17 protein-coding genes and 1 tRNA gene are annotated in these 16839 nt (G+C 66.7%); 12 read left to right on the top strand and 6 right to left on the bottom strand.

Going from position 1 to position 16839, the window contains the following annotated elements:
• Window positions 1–91: 91 nt before the first annotated feature.
• On the bottom strand, window positions 92–1423 hold the full coding sequence (locus tag RSO01_RS41435; RefSeq protein ID WP_170303762.1) for an ABC transporter substrate-binding protein: 1332 nt from the start codon (window positions 1421–1423) through the stop codon (window positions 92–94).
• 81 nt (window positions 1424–1504) lie between these two features.
• Here RSO01_RS41435 and RSO01_RS41440 point away from each other — a divergent pair, with 81 nt between their 5' ends.
• From RSO01_RS41440 to RSO01_RS41450, 3 genes are read left to right on the top strand one after another with little or no spacing between them, the layout of a single operon-like run.
• Window positions 1505–2260: a FadR/GntR family transcriptional regulator gene (locus RSO01_RS41440; protein ID WP_170303763.1), complete on the top strand. Its 756-nt coding sequence runs from the start codon at window positions 1505–1507 to the stop codon at window positions 2258–2260.
• Between the two features lie 23 nt (window positions 2261–2283).
• Window positions 2284–3384, top strand: a complete 1101-nt coding sequence (locus RSO01_RS41445; RefSeq protein WP_147156473.1) for a Zn-dependent alcohol dehydrogenase — start codon at window positions 2284–2286, stop codon at window positions 3382–3384.
• 8 nt (window positions 3385–3392) lie between these two features.
• On the top strand, window positions 3393–3761 hold the full coding sequence (locus RSO01_RS41450; RefSeq protein WP_147156474.1) for a hypothetical protein: 369 nt from the start codon (window positions 3393–3395) through the stop codon (window positions 3759–3761).
• Here RSO01_RS41450 and RSO01_RS41455 read toward each other — a convergent pair.
• Window positions 3755–4282 carry a class I SAM-dependent methyltransferase gene (locus tag RSO01_RS41455; protein WP_170303764.1) on the bottom strand — a complete coding sequence of 176 codons (528 nt, stop codon included), beginning with the start codon at window positions 4280–4282 and terminating at the stop codon, window positions 3755–3757. The genes RSO01_RS41450 and RSO01_RS41455 overlap by 7 nt on opposite strands.
• 337 nt (window positions 4283–4619) lie before the next feature.
• Between RSO01_RS41455 and RSO01_RS41460 the strand changes: the two genes are divergently transcribed.
• The 8 genes from RSO01_RS41460 to RSO01_RS41495 all read left to right on the top strand — a co-directional run bounded on the left by RSO01_RS41460 (window position 4620) and on the right by RSO01_RS41495 (window position 13020).
• Complete coding sequence (locus RSO01_RS41460; RefSeq protein WP_092827318.1) at window positions 4620–5660, top strand: rod shape-determining protein; 1041 nt, start codon at window positions 4620–4622, stop codon at window positions 5658–5660.
• A 43-nt stretch (window positions 5661–5703) separates the two neighbouring features.
• Complete coding sequence (gene mreC, locus RSO01_RS41465; protein ID WP_147156476.1) at window positions 5704–6600, top strand: rod shape-determining protein MreC; 897 nt, start codon at window positions 5704–5706, stop codon at window positions 6598–6600.
• Between the two features lie 13 nt (window positions 6601–6613).
• Window positions 6614–7186, top strand: a complete 573-nt coding sequence (locus RSO01_RS41470; RefSeq protein WP_147156477.1) for a hypothetical protein — start codon at window positions 6614–6616, stop codon at window positions 7184–7186.
• Entirely contained in the window at window positions 7186–9090 is a 1905-nt protein-coding gene (gene mrdA / locus RSO01_RS41475) for a penicillin-binding protein 2 (protein WP_147156486.1), read from the top strand. Before RSO01_RS41470 ends, mrdA begins: the two co-directional genes overlap by 1 nt.
• 10 nt (window positions 9091–9100) lie before the next feature.
• Window positions 9101–10234 (top strand): rod shape-determining protein RodA, encoded by a 1134-nt coding sequence (gene rodA, locus RSO01_RS41480; protein WP_147156478.1) that lies wholly within the window; start codon window positions 9101–9103, stop codon window positions 10232–10234.
• 86 nt (window positions 10235–10320) lie between these two features.
• Window positions 10321–10396, top strand: a tRNA-Lys gene (locus RSO01_RS41485).
• A gap of 508 nt (window positions 10397–10904) precedes the next feature.
• A complete protein-coding gene (locus RSO01_RS41490; RefSeq protein WP_147156479.1) occupies window positions 10905–11285 on the top strand; it encodes a hypothetical protein in 381 nt (126 codons plus the stop codon).
• Window positions 11286–11454: 169 nt separating this feature from the next.
• Complete coding sequence (locus RSO01_RS41495) at window positions 11455–13020, top strand: hypothetical protein (protein WP_147156480.1); 1566 nt, start codon at window positions 11455–11457, stop codon at window positions 13018–13020.
• Here the strand turns inward: RSO01_RS41495 and RSO01_RS41500 are convergent.
• From RSO01_RS41500 to RSO01_RS41515, 4 genes are all read right to left on the bottom strand, one after another.
• Window positions 13000–13188 (bottom strand): hypothetical protein, encoded by a 189-nt coding sequence (locus tag RSO01_RS41500; RefSeq protein WP_147156481.1) that lies wholly within the window; start codon window positions 13186–13188, stop codon window positions 13000–13002. The two genes, RSO01_RS41495 and RSO01_RS41500, sit on opposite strands and share 21 nt — an antisense overlap.
• A gap of 15 nt (window positions 13189–13203) precedes the next feature.
• On the bottom strand, window positions 13204–13713 hold the full coding sequence (locus RSO01_RS41505) for a DinB family protein (protein WP_147156482.1): 510 nt from the start codon (window positions 13711–13713) through the stop codon (window positions 13204–13206).
• Window positions 13714–14200: 487 nt separating this feature from the next.
• Entirely contained in the window at window positions 14201–15154 is a 954-nt protein-coding gene (locus RSO01_RS41510) for a TauD/TfdA family dioxygenase (RefSeq protein WP_147156483.1), read from the bottom strand.
• Between the two features lie 5 nt (window positions 15155–15159).
• On the bottom strand, window positions 15160–15714 hold the full coding sequence (locus RSO01_RS41515; protein WP_147156484.1) for a GNAT family N-acetyltransferase: 555 nt from the start codon (window positions 15712–15714) through the stop codon (window positions 15160–15162).
• 27 nt (window positions 15715–15741) lie between these two features.
• Between RSO01_RS41515 and RSO01_RS41520 the strand changes: the two genes are divergently transcribed.
• A complete protein-coding gene (locus RSO01_RS41520; RefSeq protein WP_147156485.1) occupies window positions 15742–16815 on the top strand; it encodes an ATP-dependent 6-phosphofructokinase in 1074 nt (357 codons plus the stop codon).
• Window positions 16816–16839: the final 24 nt, after the last annotated feature.

Raw genomic sequence — 16839 nt, forward strand, 5'->3', positions numbered from 1 at the left:
GGGGGGTGACGCACGTCGATTCCCCCTCTCCTAGCCTCTCCCCCTAGCGGGGGAGAGGAATCTGAGGGGAAGGGACTCAGAGGGCGGACACTCAAGTATCAACCTTGATCCCGGCTTTCTGCAGATCCTGGATGGCCTCGGCCTGCGCCTGCTTCATCGCCTCGGGTGCGGCCTGCTGCTTGGTGGCGATGCGCTCGATGGCCTTGTTGATCTTGTCGCCGACCTGCGGATAGACCGGCACGGTCCGGTACTTCATGTAGCCGGTCTTGCCGCCGAGCTGCAGCACTTCCAGGAACAGCCCGGCTACGTCCTGGTCGTTGAGCGTCAGTACCTGCTTGAACTCGGGGCTCTTGATCACCGACATGCGGCAGACGCTGGGATAGCCATGGTTCTTCACCACCATGGCGATCGTTTCATTGGAGAGCGCCCATTTGATGAACTCCCAGGCTGCTTCCTTCTTCTTCGAGCCCGCCGGAATGCCGAGGCCGTGGCTGTTCGAGCCCGGGAAGTTGCCCTTGGGACCGGCGGGCATCAGCCCGTAGCGCACCGTCTTCTTCACCACGCTCTCGTCGTGCTTGGCGAGAGGCACCATCCAGGTGATGGCCTGCGTGCGCATGTTGGCACGGCCCGACATCTGCGAGCGCATCGACTGGTCGTCGGAGTAGGACAGGATGCCGTCCGGCCCGTACTTCACGAGGAGGTTGGCGTACCACTCAGCCGAGGTCGCGGCGGCCGGCGTGTTGAGCGTCGGCGTGAGATTGTCCGGCGGATCCTTGAACACCGCACCGCCCGACCCCATCAGGTAGGGGATCCAGTTCCAGTGATGCAGCTTGTCGGCGGTGAAGGCCGCGACGTTCTCCTTGTTGTGCACGGCGTCGCAGACCTTGATCAGCTCGTCGAAGGTCTTGGGCAGCCCGAGCCCGGCGCGCTCGATCAGGTCGTAGCGCGCGGCACCCATGATCATGGCACCGGCCTCCCAGGTGTAGCCGAAGGTCTCGCCCTTGGCGTTCTTCATCGCCGATTGCGGGCCGCCGGCGAAATCCTCGGGGTCCCAGGCGGCCGGCGTGTACTTGGCGTCCTTGGTGAAGGTGTCGAGGTTGGTCATCCAGCCGGCGCCGATCCAGCGGCCGGAGTAGATGAACGTGCAGTTGATGACGTCGAGCGCCGAGCCCTTGGTCGACAGTTCCAGGTCGGTACGCTGGTTGTAGACGGGGAAGGCCTGCATGTTGAAATTGACCTTGATGCCCGTCCGCTCCTCGAACTGCGGGAAGTAGGTCTTGAGGTACTCGAAGTAGGTCGTCTGGAAGCACGAGCCGTTGATGGTCGTGCCGGCATAGGGCTTGCCGCCCTGCGCGTTGACATGCGGGGCCGCAAGCGTGCCGAGGGCGCCGCCCAGGATCGTACGACGACGAAGACTGATCATCTGCGCTTCCTCCCAGCCTTTTGGCTTGGCGCTCTTATATGTCTGACATATCGTCCAGCGACTCCCGCGACCTGTCAACGGATGACCGCAACAGCCTCCGCCCGTCGAAAAGAAAGCCGAACCGCCGCGATCGCGGCCGAGCTCGGTGCCGCCATCGTGGCCGGCGTCTACCGACCCGACGAGCTGGTGCCGGGCGAGGTCGAGCTCAGCCATCGCTATGGCGCCAGCCGCACGGTGGTCCGCGAGGCCTTCAAGCTCCTGTCGGCCAAGGGACTGATCGCCTCGCGCAAGCGCTCAGGCACGCGCGCCCGGCCGCGCGAGGCCTGGCACATGCTCGATGCCGACGTGCTGGCCTGGCGCCTCAAGAGCGGCCAGGCCGAGCCCAAGTTCGTGTTCGACCTCCTGCACGTGCGCGCCATCGTCGAGCCCGCGGCGGCGGCGATGGCGGCGCGCAGTCATACGGCCGCGACCTTGGCCGCGATCGAGACGGCGTTCGCCGACATGGAGTGCGCCGGACATGATGCCGTCCTGTTCGCCGATCCCGACATCCGCTTCCACAAGGCGATCCTGGCGGCAACGGACAACGACGTGATGATGGCGTTCGGCGCGCTGACCGAAGCTGCACTCGGTGTGTTCGTGCGCGTGGCGTCACGTCATGCCGGTGCGCCGGCGCCATCGGTGCCGTTGCACCGCGCCGTGCTCGACGCCATCCGGCGGCGGGACGCCGAGGCCGCACATGCCGCCATGATGGCGCTGCTCGACCGGACGGCGCGCAATGTGGAACGCAACGTCGGTCGCCCCAGGGCCTCGCGGCGGGCGGCCAAACCGTCTAAATAATCCCTCTGTACCGGGAGGATGCAATGAAAGCCGCCGTTCTGTTCAAGCCCAACGAGCCCCTGCAGGTCGTCGAGTGCGAGCTCGATCCGCCCAAGGCGGGCGAGGTGCGGGTCAAGATGAAGGCCTCGGGCGTATGCCAGAGCGACTGGCACGTCATGAACGGCGACTGGCCCTCGCCCATGCCGATCGTGCCGGGCCACGAGGCGGCGGGCGAGATCGCCGAATGCGGTCCTGGCGTCACCACGGTGAAGCCGGGCGACCACGTGATCTTCTCCTTCCGGCCGCATTGCGGGCGCTGCCGCTACTGCAGCCAGGGCCGCACCGTGCTCTGCATTGGCCGGGCGAACGTGCCGCCGGGGGCACTCTATGACGGCACCTTCCGCATCAAGCACAAGGGCCAGGACATCAACCAGATGGCGCGCATCGGCACCTTTGCCGAGGAGGTCGTGGTGCCCGAGGAGATGGTGGTGCCGATCCGCAAGGACATGCCGTGGCCGCAGGCCGCGTTGGTCGGCTGCTGCGTGGCGACCGGTGTCGGTGCGGTGACGCGTCATGCCAAGATCGAGGCCGGCTCGACCGTGCTGGTCATCGGCTGCGGCGGCGTCGGGCTGAACGCGGTCCAGGGCGCCATGCTGTCGGGCGCCAGCAAGATCATCGCCGCCGACATCCTCGACAACAAGCTCGAGATGGCGAAGACCTTCGGCGCGACGCACACCATCAACACCAAGACCAACGAAGACGCCGCCAAGAAGATCAAGGAGATGGCGGGCGGGCTCGGCGTCGACTACTCGTTCGACGCGGTGTCCAATGACCGCACGCAGGCACTCGCCTTCGATTCGCTGGCGCCCGGCGGGCATGCCGTGGCGGTGGGCATTTCGGCGGCGAATATCCGCGCCTCCTACTCGCCGTTCATGATGGTGTTCACCGAAAAGAAGGTGAGCGGTACCTTCTACGGCTCGGTGCGGCCCGACCTCGATTTCCCTGTCCTGGTCGATCACTACATGAACAAGCGGCTGAACATCGACGGCCTGATCAGCCGCACCTACAAGCTCGCCGACATCAACGAGGGTTTCAAACGCATGATGGCGGGCGAGGTCGCGCGCGGCGTCGTGGTGTTCGACTAGGTCGGGCAGTGAGGCGCTTTCTGCTGCCGCTGTTGCTGCTGGCGTCGGTCGACGTCGCCGCACAGGGCCCGACCGACGCGCGCATCACCTGCGATCGTGGCCCGTTCGGCACCAAGACCTACGGCGGCTATCCGTGGGAGCTCTATGGCTGCAGCGACAACCGCTCGGTGGCGGTGGTGACGGCGCGCGGCAATCCCGGCATGCCGTTCTACTTCCTGTTCGCCGAGAAGGGCGGCCAGTACCAGCTGAGCGGCGAGGGGACTGGTCGGCCCGAGTTCACGCGCAAGGCCTACGACGATCTGCGCAGGTTGAGCCAGCAGGACATCCAGGCGCTGGTCAAGGAGACCCTGAAGACGGGGCCGCGCCCCAGTCAGTGAAGGGGGTCAGTGAAGGGGCGCGCCAACGTCCGTGCGACGAGCGGACCGCACTGCCATGCCGAGTCCCAACGGCAAGCGAAGAGCTGCAGTGAGCCCTGCGGCATGCTCGGCGGCTCAATATCGAAGACGCGCAAGCCGTTTGCCGTGAGTTCCTCGGCCAGCCGCCGCGAAAGGTCGGATGTCGGGGCGATCTCGAATGTTGCCACGCCCTCCGGATTGAGCAGCAGCGCGACGCCGCCGAGGAAATCCTCGAGGTCGGGCATATGCGGCAGCGCGTTGTTCGCCACAATGAGATCGGCATCGATGCCCTCGGCTGCCAGGCGCAGCGCCATGTCGCGACCGAACGATCCGGTCAATGTCGGGATGCCCCGCACCTTCATCGCGCGAACGGCGGCGGTATGGTCGGGTTCGATGCCGATGACGGGAATGCCGAGCCGGCTGAAGTGCTGCAGCAGGGAGCCGTCGTCGCTCGCCACCTCGATCACATGGCTCTGCACGCCGAGGCCGAGATAGGCCGTCATGCGCTCGGCATAGCGCTTGGCGTGGACCGCTTCGAACATGGCGCCTCTCCCCCTGGTCGCGCGGCGGCATGATGCGGTTGGCCCGCAGGGGAGACGCGTGGCCATGATGTGACCTCGCATCAGGAAGTTTCAGCCCGGCTGTCTTCAAGCATCGAACGTGCGTGGTTCGGCCCGACCGAGCGGCCAATCAAGCTGGCGACAAGGTTGCCGGATCGTTCGCTTTGAATCGTCTTGCGGGACCCCGCTCGGCGGTCTAAACCCGAGCGCGCTTGCCGCGGCGGGCCCGCAGTTGCACTGCCCGACCAGAATTTCCCAATAAAGACAGAGACTTAACTCAATGCTGTCGCGCGTCATCGGGCTTTTTTCGGCTGACATGGGCATCGACCTCGGGACGGCCAACACGTTGGTCTACGTCAAGGGTCGCGGCATCGTTCTCAATGAACCGTCGGTCGTCGCCCTCACGACGCAAAGCGGCAAGCGCCAGGTGCTGGCTGTCGGCGAGGAAGCCAAGATGATGCTGGGCCGCACGCCCGGCAACATCCAGGCGATCCGCCCCCTGCGCGACGGCGTCATCGCCGACTTCGAAGTCGCCGAGGCGATGATCAAGCACTTCATCTCCAAGGTTCACAACCGCCGCAGCTTCGCCCATCCGCAGATCGTGGTCTGCGTGCCCTCCGGCTCCACCGCCGTCGAGCGCCGCGCCATCCAGGAATCGGCCGAGAGCGCCGGCGCCCGCAAGGTATGGCTGATCGAGGAGCCGATGGCGGCCGCGATCGGCGCCGGCCTGCCGGTCACCGAGCCGACCGGCTCGATGGTGGTCGATATAGGCGGCGGCACGACCGAGGTGGCGATCCTGTCGCTGGGCGGCATCGTCTATCCGCGCTCGGTGCGCGTCGGCGGCGACAAGATGGACGAGGCCATCATCGGCTATATCCGTCGCAACCATAACCTGCTGGTCGGCGAGAGCTCGGCCGAGCGCATCAAGAAGACCATCGCCTCGGCCTGCCCGCCCGACGACGGCGAGGGCCGCACCATGGAGATCAAGGGTCGCGACCTGATGAACGGCGTGCCCAAGGAACTCGTGATCACCGAGCGCCAGATCGCCGAGAGCCTGCAGGAGCCGGTGAGCGCCATTGTCGAGGCCGTGAAGGTGGCGCTGGAGAACACCGCCCCCGAGCTCGCCGCCGACATCGTCGACAAGGGCATCGTGCTGACCGGCGGCGGCGCCATGCTGGCCAACATGGACACCGTGCTGCGCCAGGCCACCGGCCTGCCGGTCTCGGTGGCCGAGGATCCGCTGCTCTGCGTGGCTCTTGGCACGGGCCATGCGGTGGAGAACATCGACCGTCTGCGCGGCGTTCTGTCGTCCATGTACTAAATCCCCCGCGCGCCGGGCCCGCTTGGAGTAGAATGGGCAGGACATGGCGATTCGGGACGAGTTCGAGGTAGCAACTGGCCAGGTTCGTCAGGCCGTGCAGCGCTTTGCGCTCGGCCTGCTGGTCATCGCTGCGTTCGGCGCCATGCTGGTCGGCAAGGCCGACACCGTTCTCGTCGAACATGCCCGCGTGCTGGCGCTCGATCTGGCGAGCCCCGTGCTCGAGGCGATCGCCCGGCCCGTGGCCGTCGCCAACCGCACCATCGCCGATCTCAAGGAGTTCGCCTCCCTGCGCGAGGAGAACGCCCATCTGCGCGAGGAGAATGCCCGGCTGCTCGCCTGGCAGACCGCCGCCCGCCGCCTGGAGAACGAGAACGAAGGCCTGCGCGGCCTCGCCAACTTCCGCGAGGGGCCGGAGGCCTCCTTCATCACCGCCCGCATCGTCGGCGACAGCGTCAGCGCCTATGTGCGCGGCGCGCTGCTCAATGTCGGCCGCAAGGTCGGCGTGGCGCCGGGCCAGGCGGTGGTGACGGGCGAGGGCCTGGCCGGCCGCATCGCCGAGGTCGGCGACAACAGCTCGCGCGTCCTCTTCGTCACCGACGTCAACTCGCGCCTGCCGGTGCTGATCGAGCGCACGCGCGAGCGCGCCATCCTGGCGGGTGACAACTCCACGCAGCTGCGCCTCACCCTGCTGCAGAGCCTGCAGGGCGTGCAGCGCGGCGATCGCATCATCACCTCGGGCCATGGCGGCAGCTTCCCGGTCGGCATTCCGGTCGGCGAGGTGGTCGAGACCAACGAGGGCCATGTGCGCGTGCGGCCGTTCGCCGATTTCTCGCGGCTCGAATTCGTGCGCGTCGTCGACTACGGCGTGACCGGCCTGGTGGGGGGCGGCCACACCGCCCCGTCGACACCGTCGGGAGTGGCCGGCCAGAGGGTGCGTTGATGAAGGTCCCCTCATGAAAGTTGACGGTCCGCTCGCTGTGCTCGATCGCTGGGGCCGTGCGGCGCTGCCCGGCGCCGTCCTGCTGTTCTTTGTCCTGCTGACGCTCGCGCCATTGCGCGCGCCCTTCCTGTCCAATGCCCTGCCGCTCCTGCCGGCGCTGGCCGTCTTCCAGTTCAGCCTGGCGACGCCCGAGCGCCTGCCGGGGCCGTTGCTGCTCGTCATGGGCATCCTGCTCGACCTGCTGCTGGGCGGCCCGGGCGCGCCCGTCGGTGTGAGCGCCCTCGGCTTCGTGCTGATCCGCGCCGCCGTGATGGCCAACCGGCGCTATCTCGTGGGCGTGCCCTTCCTGTTCCAGTGGTTCGGCTTCTGTCTGCTGACCCTGGGCTTCGTGGTCCTGGTCTGGGGCTTCACCGCGCTGTGGACCTGGACGGCCATCGACCCCGTACCGGCCTTGATCCAGTATGTCGTCATGGTCGTGATCTATCCGCTGATCGGGCCCTTGCTTGCCCGCGTGCGCGCCCGCGATCCCCTGAACGTGCCCGAGCTGTCACGCGGCACGGCCCGTCCCGGCGAGACCACGTCGTGATGCGCTACCGCAAGGGTGACGGCGAGCGCTCGGGCCTGTTCACGCGCCGCTCGCTGCTGCTGGGCGGCGCGCAGGCCGTGCTGCTGTCGGCGCTGGCCGGCCGGCTCTACCAGCTCCAGGTCATCGAGACCCAGCGCTTCTCCACGCTCGCCGAGGAGAATCGCATCAACCTGCGCCTGCTGCCGCCATCGCGCGGGCTGATCCTCGATCGCAGCGGCCAGCCGCTCGCCGTCAACCGCAACAACTTCCGCGCCATGGCGACCTCGGACCGCGGCCGCGGCATCGACCAGCTGGTCGAGCGCCTCGACCAGATCTTCAGTCTGGGTGAGGCCGAGAAGACCCGCCTGTTGCGCGAGCTGCGCCGCAGCCGCAACGCCCAGCCCGTGGTGGTGCGCGAGAACCTCGGCTGGGAGGAGGTGGCGCGGCTGGAGTTCAACGCCCCCGACCTGCCCGGCGTGTTCATCGATCTCGGCCAGACGCGCGACTATCCCGAAGGCGAGCTGATGAGCCACATCATCGGCTACACCGGCCGCGTCGCCGACGAGGACCTGGCCGGCCGCGACGATCCGGTGCTGCAGCTCTCCACCATGCGCTTCGGCAAGAAGGGCGTGGAGCGCTCGCTCGAGGACAGCATCCGCGGCCGCGCCGGTGCCGTGCAGGTCGAGGTCAACGCCGTCGGCCGCGTCGTGCGCGAGCTCGATCGCACCGAGGGCCAGCCCGGCTCGAACGCGCTGCTCACCATCGATCTCGACCTGCAGCGCTTCGTCGCCGAGCGCGTCAAGGAGCATCAGAGCGGCTCGGTCGTGGTCATGGACATCATCACCGGCGACATCATCGCCATGGTGTCGACGCCGGGCTTCGATCCCAACACCTTCGCCCGCGGCATCACCCAGGCCGAATGGCGCGAGCTCTTGGACAGTCCCGAGCGGCCGTTGCACAACAAGGCGATCGCCGGTGTCTACCCACCCGGCTCGACCTACAAGATGGTGACGGCGCTGGCGGCGCTGGAATCCAAGGCGATCGAGCCGTGGACGCGGCTGCCCTGCGCCGGCCACCTCGAGCTCGGCAACATCAAGTTCCACTGCTGGCTGAGGGGCGGCCACGGCTCGACCAACGTGGTCGAGGCGATCGCCCAGTCCTGCGACTGCTTCTTCTACGAGGCCGCGCGCAAGGCCGGCATCGACCGCATCGCCGACGTCGGCAACCGGCTGGGCTTCGGCCGCATCAGCGACCTCGGCCTGCCCGGCGAATCGCCCGGCATCCAGCCCAGCCGCTCGTGGAAACAGGAGAAGCTCGGCAAGCCCTGGCAGCATGGCGACACCTTCAATCTCGGCATCGGCCAGGGCTTCATGAACGCGACGCCGATGCAGCTCGCCATCATGACCGCCCGCATCGCCAACGGCGGCTACGAGGTGCAGCCCAACCTGCTGCTGGCCTCGGCGACGCCGCGCGAGGAGCTGGCACCGCCCAAGCCGCGCGACAAGCCGACGGCGCCCTCGCTGCGGTTCAACCCGCAGCACGTCGCCCTGATCCGCGAGGGCATGATCCAGGTCGTCGCCTCTGGCACCGCCAACCATCTGCGCCTCGACGCCAAGGGCAAGCTGGTCGAGCCGCAGTTCAGGTTCGCCGGCAAGACCGGCACCGCCCAGGTCAAGCGCATCACCGAGCGCGAGCGCGACATGGGCATCACCCAGGACCAGCTGCCCTGGCATCTGCGCCACCACGCACTGTTCGTCTGCTACGGGCCGGTCGACAATCCGCGCTATGCCTGTTCCGTCATCATCGAGCACGGCAAGGCCGGTGGCGCCACGGCGGGCCCGATCGGCCGCGACGTGTTGCTCGAGGTCATGAAGCGCGACCCGTCGCGCCGGACCGACGGCTTCCGCAAGATGGCGTCGCGCTGAGGGTGTCGCGATGAGTTTGGCGCTCGACGCACCAGCCCCAATAGGCTTCGGCGAGAAGATCTGGCGCATCAACTGGGGCCTGGTGCTGGTGCTGACGGCGATCGCCGGAGTCGGCGTGCTGGCGCTCTATTCGGCGGCGGGCGGCCGCTTCGAGCCGTGGGCGGCCCGGCATGCGGTGCGCTATGGCGCCGCCTTCGGCCTGATGCTGGTGGTGGCGTTGATCCATCCCAAGGTGTGGCTGACCCTCGCCTGGCCGATCTACATCGTTTCCATGCTGCTGCTGGTCGCGGTCGACGTCGTCGGCAAGATCGGCATGGGCGCGCAGCGTTGGCTGATGATTGGGCCGATGCAGATCCAGCCCTCGGAAATCGCCAAGGTGGCGGTGATCCTGGTGCTGGCCCGCTACTACCACGGCCTGCGCAGGGAGGAGGCGTCCAAGTTCCTCTACACCCTGCCGCCGCTTGCCGTGATCCTGGCCCCCGTGGCGCTGGTCATGGTGCAGCCCGACCTCGGCACGGCGATGATGGTGCTGCTGGGCGGGGGCGCGCTCCTGTTCGTGGCCGGTGTGCGCCTCTGGATGTTCCTCGCCGCCGCCATCGCCGCCGTCGGCTGCCTGCCGATCGCCTGGTCGTTCATGCACGAATACCAGCGCAAACGGGTGCTGACCTTCCTCGATCCCGACCGCGATCCGCTGGGCGCCGGCTACCACATCACCCAGTCCAAGATCGCCATCGGCTCGGGCGGCCTGTTCGGCAAGGGGTTCCTGAAAGGCACGCAATCCTCGCTCAACTTCCTGCCCGAGAAGCAGACCGACTTCATCTTCACCACCTATGTCGAGGAATGGGGCATGGCGGGCGCGCTGGTGCTGCTCTTCCTGTTCGCCCTGGTGCTGGTCTGGGGCTTCTCGATCGCCTTGCGCAGCCAGCACCATTTCGGCCGCCTGGTGGCGCTCGGAGTCACCGCCATGATGTTCCTCTACGTCTTCATCAACACCGCCATGGTGATGGGCCTTCTGCCGGTGGTCGGCGTGCCGCTGCCGCTGGTCAGCAACGGCGGCACCGCCATGGTCTCGGTGATGTTTGCCTGCGGCCTGCTGATAGGGGTCAACGTCTATCGCGATGCGCAATTGCCGCTCCGGCGCTGAGCGGCAAAAAGGCGATTCGCCCGACTCGACAAGGGATAACCTGCTTGGTATAGCCGCGCCCTCCCGGCGATACCCCAGGAAATTGGGGGCGCATAGCTCAGTTGGTAGAGCAGCTGACTCTTAATCAGCGGGTCCCAGGTTCGAGCCCTGGTGCGCCCACCATTGCCTGGAGAAGCAAAAGGCCCGCACTGCGGGCTTTTTTGCTGTTCGGGTGATCGGTCGAACCACAGGAACAAGGCGTGGGGTTCAGAGAACCCCCTGTTTGTGGTTCAGAGTTTTTTCTCTGAGCGACGTGGACGACTGATGGCTCGGCCACAGGACGAGAACCTGCCGAAGTTCCTTCGACAGGTTGAGGCCGTTCTTGCTTGGCGTTCAGGTAGATCGCATGACTGACGACGATCCAGAGGAAGCGATCAGGCGCGTCACGGAGCGGATTGCGGTGCGTGTTCGCTCAGGCGAAAGGCGCTTGAGCCACGAGCCCCGATTACACATCTGCGAATGCGCGGCTCGTCCGTTCGCCGTTCCTCATCGCTATCAAGGTGAACCTGGTCCGGCCTCGCTTGCCACATCCTCGGCCTAGCCGGTCAGCACCCTTGAACCCAAGTTGAATTCTCATGCCGCCTGCGGCACAGTGGGCGGCCAGCAGGTGGTGATTTCTGCGAGATGCCGTATGCGCTCCATGGTGACTTTTGCAACGGTCGTGCTCGCTAGTGCATCGGCGTTGGCCTGCGATATCGGTCCTCAGACAAATGTGAAACTCGATCCGAAGGACCGGGCGGTCTTGATATCGCTCGGGAAGGCCATCAACGCACAAGAACTGCTTAAAGGCACACCTGTCGCTGCGCTTTTCTCCGAACCATCCGGCGTGCTCACGCTCAATACATCCGACGCCAAAACATTGGCTAAAGCCCTGGGTGGCTTACGCAAGTCCACGGCTTGCTACGCCGACCGGGTCACCATGGAGAGAATCCTCGAAGACGACACTCCTGGCATTAGATTTCTCAAGCAGATCGAGGGATGCTTGGCCGACGCTTGCGTTGACAATCAGTGATACAGACGACGGTAAGCGCCATTGGCGTCCTGGCGAAACCCGATGGTTCAACGGCATCATCAGTGGGTCCCGGTTCGAGCCCTGGTGTGCCCAACATAGTCTGAGATGCAACGAGCCCCGCGACGCGGGGCTTTTTGCTATGGTCGCCGGATCAGGCCGGAGACTTTTCATGCGCAGCGTTCTCGTCGTTCTTGCCATTCTCTGCATGGCGGCGGCAGCGCACGCGCAATCGGCGGCCTCCTTTGCTTTCGTCCTGTGGGGCGAGGACGTTGACGGCAAGCCCGTCGCCATGGCGCGCTCCGTCGTCGAGCACGCGACAAGCTGTCCGGTGCTGCAGCGTGCTTCGGGCGCCTGGCAGGCGATGACGCCGCGCCGGCGGCCGCCGGACGGCCATTTCCGTGACGTGCTGGTCTGCGAGACCCTCTATCCGTTCGGCGAGGCGGGAGCCGTGCTGGTCGGCGCCCGCCGCCTCGAACTGCCGGTCGTCACGCCCGCGACGCCGCGCCGCGTGCCGGTGATGGGCGACAGCGGCTGTCGCGGCGACCTTCCGGAAAAGCCGCAGCCTTGCACCGGCGATGGCTTCACCAAGGTCTGGCCGTTCGGCGTCATCGCCGACGATGAGCAACGGTCGGCGGCCGACCTGATCGTCCATGTCGGCGACTACAATTACCGCAACACGCCGCGCGAGATGACCCTGTCGCCGCGCGCCACCGGATACGACCGGCCGCTCACGGTCAAGGTCTACGACACCGGCGATCTCGACGACGAGGACGTGCCCGAGGTGCCGATCGGCGCGGGCTATTGGAGCCAGAACATGCAGGGCAGCCCGGTCCCCGACACCTGGGCGGCCTGGCGGGACGACTTCTTCACGCCGGCGGCGCGTCTCATGAAAGTGGCGCCCTGGCTGCTGGTCCGCGGCAACCACGAGCTCTGCAGTCGCGCCGGACCGGGCTGGTACTATCTTCTCGATCCGGCGTCGGCGCTGCTGCGTCGCGACGAGGGCCAGCAGTCATGCTGGCCGCAGACCCCGCCGGGCTGGCGGCTGGGGGCCTGGCCAAAGCCGCCGGCCTTGCCTTTCGAGGGCCAGCCGTTCCCCATTCACATCCGCGCGCCGATGCGCATCAAGCTCGGCGAGCTCGACATCATCGCCCTCGATTCGGCAAATGCCGGCGACGCCTATCTCTACAACGTCGACGCCTTCGTCGATCAGTTCCGGCAGGTCGCCGCCATGCTGGTCGAGCGACGGCCGACCTGGCTGGTCACCCACCGGCCGTTCTGGGGCGTGGTGAAGCGGATCAAGGGCGTGCCGGTTGACACCGGCCCGTACGGCTTCATCAACGTCACCCAGCAGGCCGCCCTGGCGAAGGTGTTCCCCAACGGCCTGCCGTCCAACGTGACCGCGGCCCTGGCCGGCCACATGCATCGCTTCCAGGCGATCGGCTTCGGCGACCGCCGGCCGCCTCAACTCATCGTCGGCACGGCCGGCATCATCCTGTCGCATGTCCAGCCGGTGCCGCCGTCACCGGAAGACAAGCAGTCGATCCTGGTGCCCAAGCTCGACGGCATCGATGCCGAGGTGGTGGGGCTGATGGACCATGGCGCCATGGTGCTGGAGCCGGGCAAGGCCGGCGCCTGGACGGGCGCCATGGTCTCGGAGACCGGCAGGATCCTGGCAACCTGCGATTCGAGCTGGCCGCGCCAGAACCGCAGCCAGTCAGTATGCCGATTGCAGTGACGCGCCGCTGACGATGCCGGTTCCCGTGTTGGCGATCGGCCTGGTCGTGCCGCCGCTGTAGGTGTAGCCCAGCATCCGGTCGGGAACGGCGAATTCCCTTTGCGCCGGTTGGCTCGACTCGGCGCAGGCAGCCACCAGAAGCACGACAAGCAACGCTGGCCAACGCATCGCAACACTCCCGTTTCAGGCGCGGCCGGCGTCGGCCACGCGCTGGTAGTACAGAAGATCGAGCTCCGGCGCCGTCTTGCCAAGGCTGGTCAGGATCATATGCGCGTGACCGCGATGATGGGTCTGGTGGTTGAACCAGTGATCCAGCGCCGGCGTCAGCTTCTGCACGAACTCCTCGGGGCTGGAGACGCGGCGATAGCGGATGACGCCGTTGAGCCGCGCCTCGTCGAGGCCGCCGACATAGGCGACGATGCGCCGGTCCTCGGCCTCGCGTGCGGCCCGCAGGTCGGCCAGGCGCTCATGCACGATGGCGTCCAGCCGGTCGGGCGCCTCGCCCTCTCCGGTGAAGCGCTTCATCCAGATGCGATCGGTGGCCAGCAGGTGGTTCAGCGTGCCGTGCATCGACTTGAAAAACGCACCCTTGTCGGCGCGATATTCGGCATCGGACAGCGCAGTGGCGGCGTCATAGAGGCGGCGGTTCGCCCAGGCATTGTAGCCGGCGAAGGTCGTGTAACGGTCCTTCATGCCGCCCATTGTGCGACGCGAACCGGCTGCATCAAAGATTGATTGATTCGTTCAACCCTGCGCGGCGGGTGTGCCAGACCGACTGCCAGCACTGCTGGCACCGATCTTCGACCCCGACGATTTTTGCGTCCTTGGCCCCCTTATGGGACGCAAAAAATAAAACCATAGTTGACTTTGATGAGCACTCGAGTTATATACGGGGTGCGTCGCCTCGCGGTGGCTCCGCTCTATGCATCGTTCATCCGATACCCATCGTGCCCGGCGGCCGCCGGACCGGCCTGTACGGCCGAGTGAAAAACCGGTAGCGATAATAGCGGAAATGTCCGAATTAGCCGGCGAGCCCCATTGATAGTGGGTCGGCTTTCCGAGCACTACAACGAGGTCCGGCGGAAATTCCGATAATGCCGATAAATCCCCGAACCGATGACGGCAGTGCATGCGCCTGCCGCTCGACGCGTGATGTCGAGGACCACGCGCCTTCCGAGTTCTAACCGCGATACGCGCGCCTGCCGTGATCGCGCAGCCACAGGCGCACGAGATGCCGTCGGCGCTCGGGTTCCGGATGATCGACGAACTCGGTACGGGCGTGGCCAGTGGCGCGATTGTTGACGTACTGGATCTGGCCCGGCGCGAAGTCGAGCTCGACGCGCAGCTCGGGCTGGTCGAACACCGACTGCACGGCCGCGAGCGCCGAGGCGGTTTCGTTGTCCATGCGTTCGCCGCGCAGCTCGTAACCCGCGAAGATCTCCGACAGCGCCAGTCGCGCCTTCACTGTCCCATCCGTCCCGCGCTCGAAGATCGGCGCGGCGAAGGTGGTGGGCTCGTCGGCATGGTGCTCGGCATGGCGGTCGTACCAGAAGGGCCGGTACAGCCGGTCCATCAGCTCGGGAAAGCGCTGCTGCAAGGCATTGTGGACAGTGGCGACGCTCATCACCTGGCTGACACCGCCCTCTTTCGCCGGATGCAGGCAGAGCAGGCAGACATAGTCGGGCGGCGATTCGTTGTAGGAATTGTCGTTGTGGAAGCGCAGGTCGACGTTGGTCACGGTCGGCCGGATGCCCGAGCCGGGCTTCAGCTTGGCGCCGGTGTCGCGCACGTCGAAGAACATCTGGCCGTTCAGCTTCTGCGCCACCGGACGGCTGAGCAGGCTCGACAGCAGCCAGTAGAGCTGGATCGTCTCGTCGCGGTTCATTTCCGCCACAGGCAGGCGGTCGAGCACGGCGAACATCGCCCCGTCGCGCGTGACGCGACGCACCTCCGCCATGGCCGTGCGGCAGGCATCGAGCGCGAAGTCGGCGGGATCGAGCAGGAAAGTCGGCAATGGCGCGCGCCTGAGTTCCGCCAGCACGGCGCGCAATTCGGCGAGCGCCGCGGCTGGCAATGGCACGGTCCAGTCGGCCGGTTGAATCGTGTCGCTCGTCCAGGCTTGCGTGGCGGCCATCGGAATTACCGTTCCTCCCCGGTGATCAGTCCGTAGAGCATGACGCTATGCCACTTGCCGCCCACCGACCAGCGGTCGCGGATCGGGCCGCCCTCCTTGCGGAATCCCAGGCGCTTGGCCAGCGCCACGGATGGCTTGTTGGCGGGCAGAATCAGCGCTTCGACCTTGTGAATGCCGAGATCGTCGAACAGGTGGCGCAGCAGGGCGCGACCTGCCTCCGTCATGTAGCCTTTGCCCTGGTACTGCGGCAGGGTCAGCCAGCCGACATCGACGCGCTTCTCGCGCAGATTGCGATGGTGATAGTTGATCATACCGATCACCTTGCGGCTCTTGCTCTCCTCGACCGCCCATATCACGTACTGGCGTGGCCGGTAGACGAGATGCCAGCGCATCGCGCGCCGCGTGGCGCCGAGATTTGCACTGGGCGGCGTGCTCCAGTAGCGAAGATTGTCGACGTCGCCGTAGAGCGCGTGCATGGCTTCGATGTCATCGGCGCGGAAGGCGCGCAGCCGCAACCTTTTGGTGGCGAAGGTCGGTTGTTTCTTTGGCGTGGAAGGCATTTGCTAGAGTAGGTGAGGAGGCGGTGCATGACCAAGCGGATTGGCATCCTGACCAGCGGCGGCGATTGCGCCGGCCTCAACGCCACCATCCGAGCCGTGGCGTTGCGCGCTCGTCATGGCTACGGCTGGACGACAGTCGGGCTGCGCTCGGGCACGCTCGGCCTGTTGGAGCGACCCGTCGAAGCCGTCGAGCTCGACCCCGATCGCCTCGATGCGGCGCTGGCGCGTCAAGGCGGCACCTTCCTCGGCAGTACCAATCGCGGCGATCCCTTCGCCTTTCCCATGCCCGACGGCAGCAAGAAGGATCGTTCGGGCGAGATGGTTGCGGGCCTCAAGGGGCTGGCACTCGATGGGCTGATCGGCGTGGGTGGCGACGGCAGCCTCGACATATTGCGGCGGCTCCTGGCGCCTTCGAAGGTTCCGTTCATCGGCGTCCCCAAGACGATCGACAATGACGTCGCCAACACCGAGCGCGCGATCGGCTATTCGACCGCTGTCGCCGTCGCCACCGAGGCGCTCGACCGGCTGCACCCGACGGGCGCCAGCCACGAGCGGGTCATGGTGCTGGAGGTGATGGGCCGCGATGCTGGCCACATCGCGATCGCCGCCGGCATCGCCGGCGCCGCCGATGTCGTGCTGATCCCCGAGGTGCCGTGGCACCTGAAAGTGGTCGTGGCACACATAGACGCCTTGCGTGCCGCCGGCCGCACATCGGCGCTGGTCGTGGTGGCCGAGGCAGCGGGACAGTCGGACGACCCGGCCGAGCCGGACAGCGACGCGCCGGCGCACGGGGTCGGAGATTGGCTGGCCCGGCGACTGAGCAAGGCGACCGGCGCCGAGGCCCGGGCCACCGTGCTCGGTCACGTCCAGCGTGGCGCCATGCCGACGGCGGAGGACAGGTTGCTCGCCGCGACGTTCGGCGTTCGAGCCGTCGACTTGCTCGCCGAGGGCAAGGCCGATCGCATGGTGGCGTGGTGGAACCGCCAGGTGATCGACGTGCCGCTGGCCAAGGTGGTCGGCCGCTCACGCACCGTCGACAAGGACGGTGCGCTGGTCCGCACGGCGCGCGCGCTGGGGATTTGCCTGGGGGATAAGGCGTAGCCTTCCGGACCGCGGGCCTCCAGG

This window comes from Reyranella soli (genome assembly GCF_007992495.1).
GTDB classification, from domain to species: domain Bacteria; phylum Pseudomonadota; class Alphaproteobacteria; order Reyranellales; family Reyranellaceae; genus Reyranella; species Reyranella soli.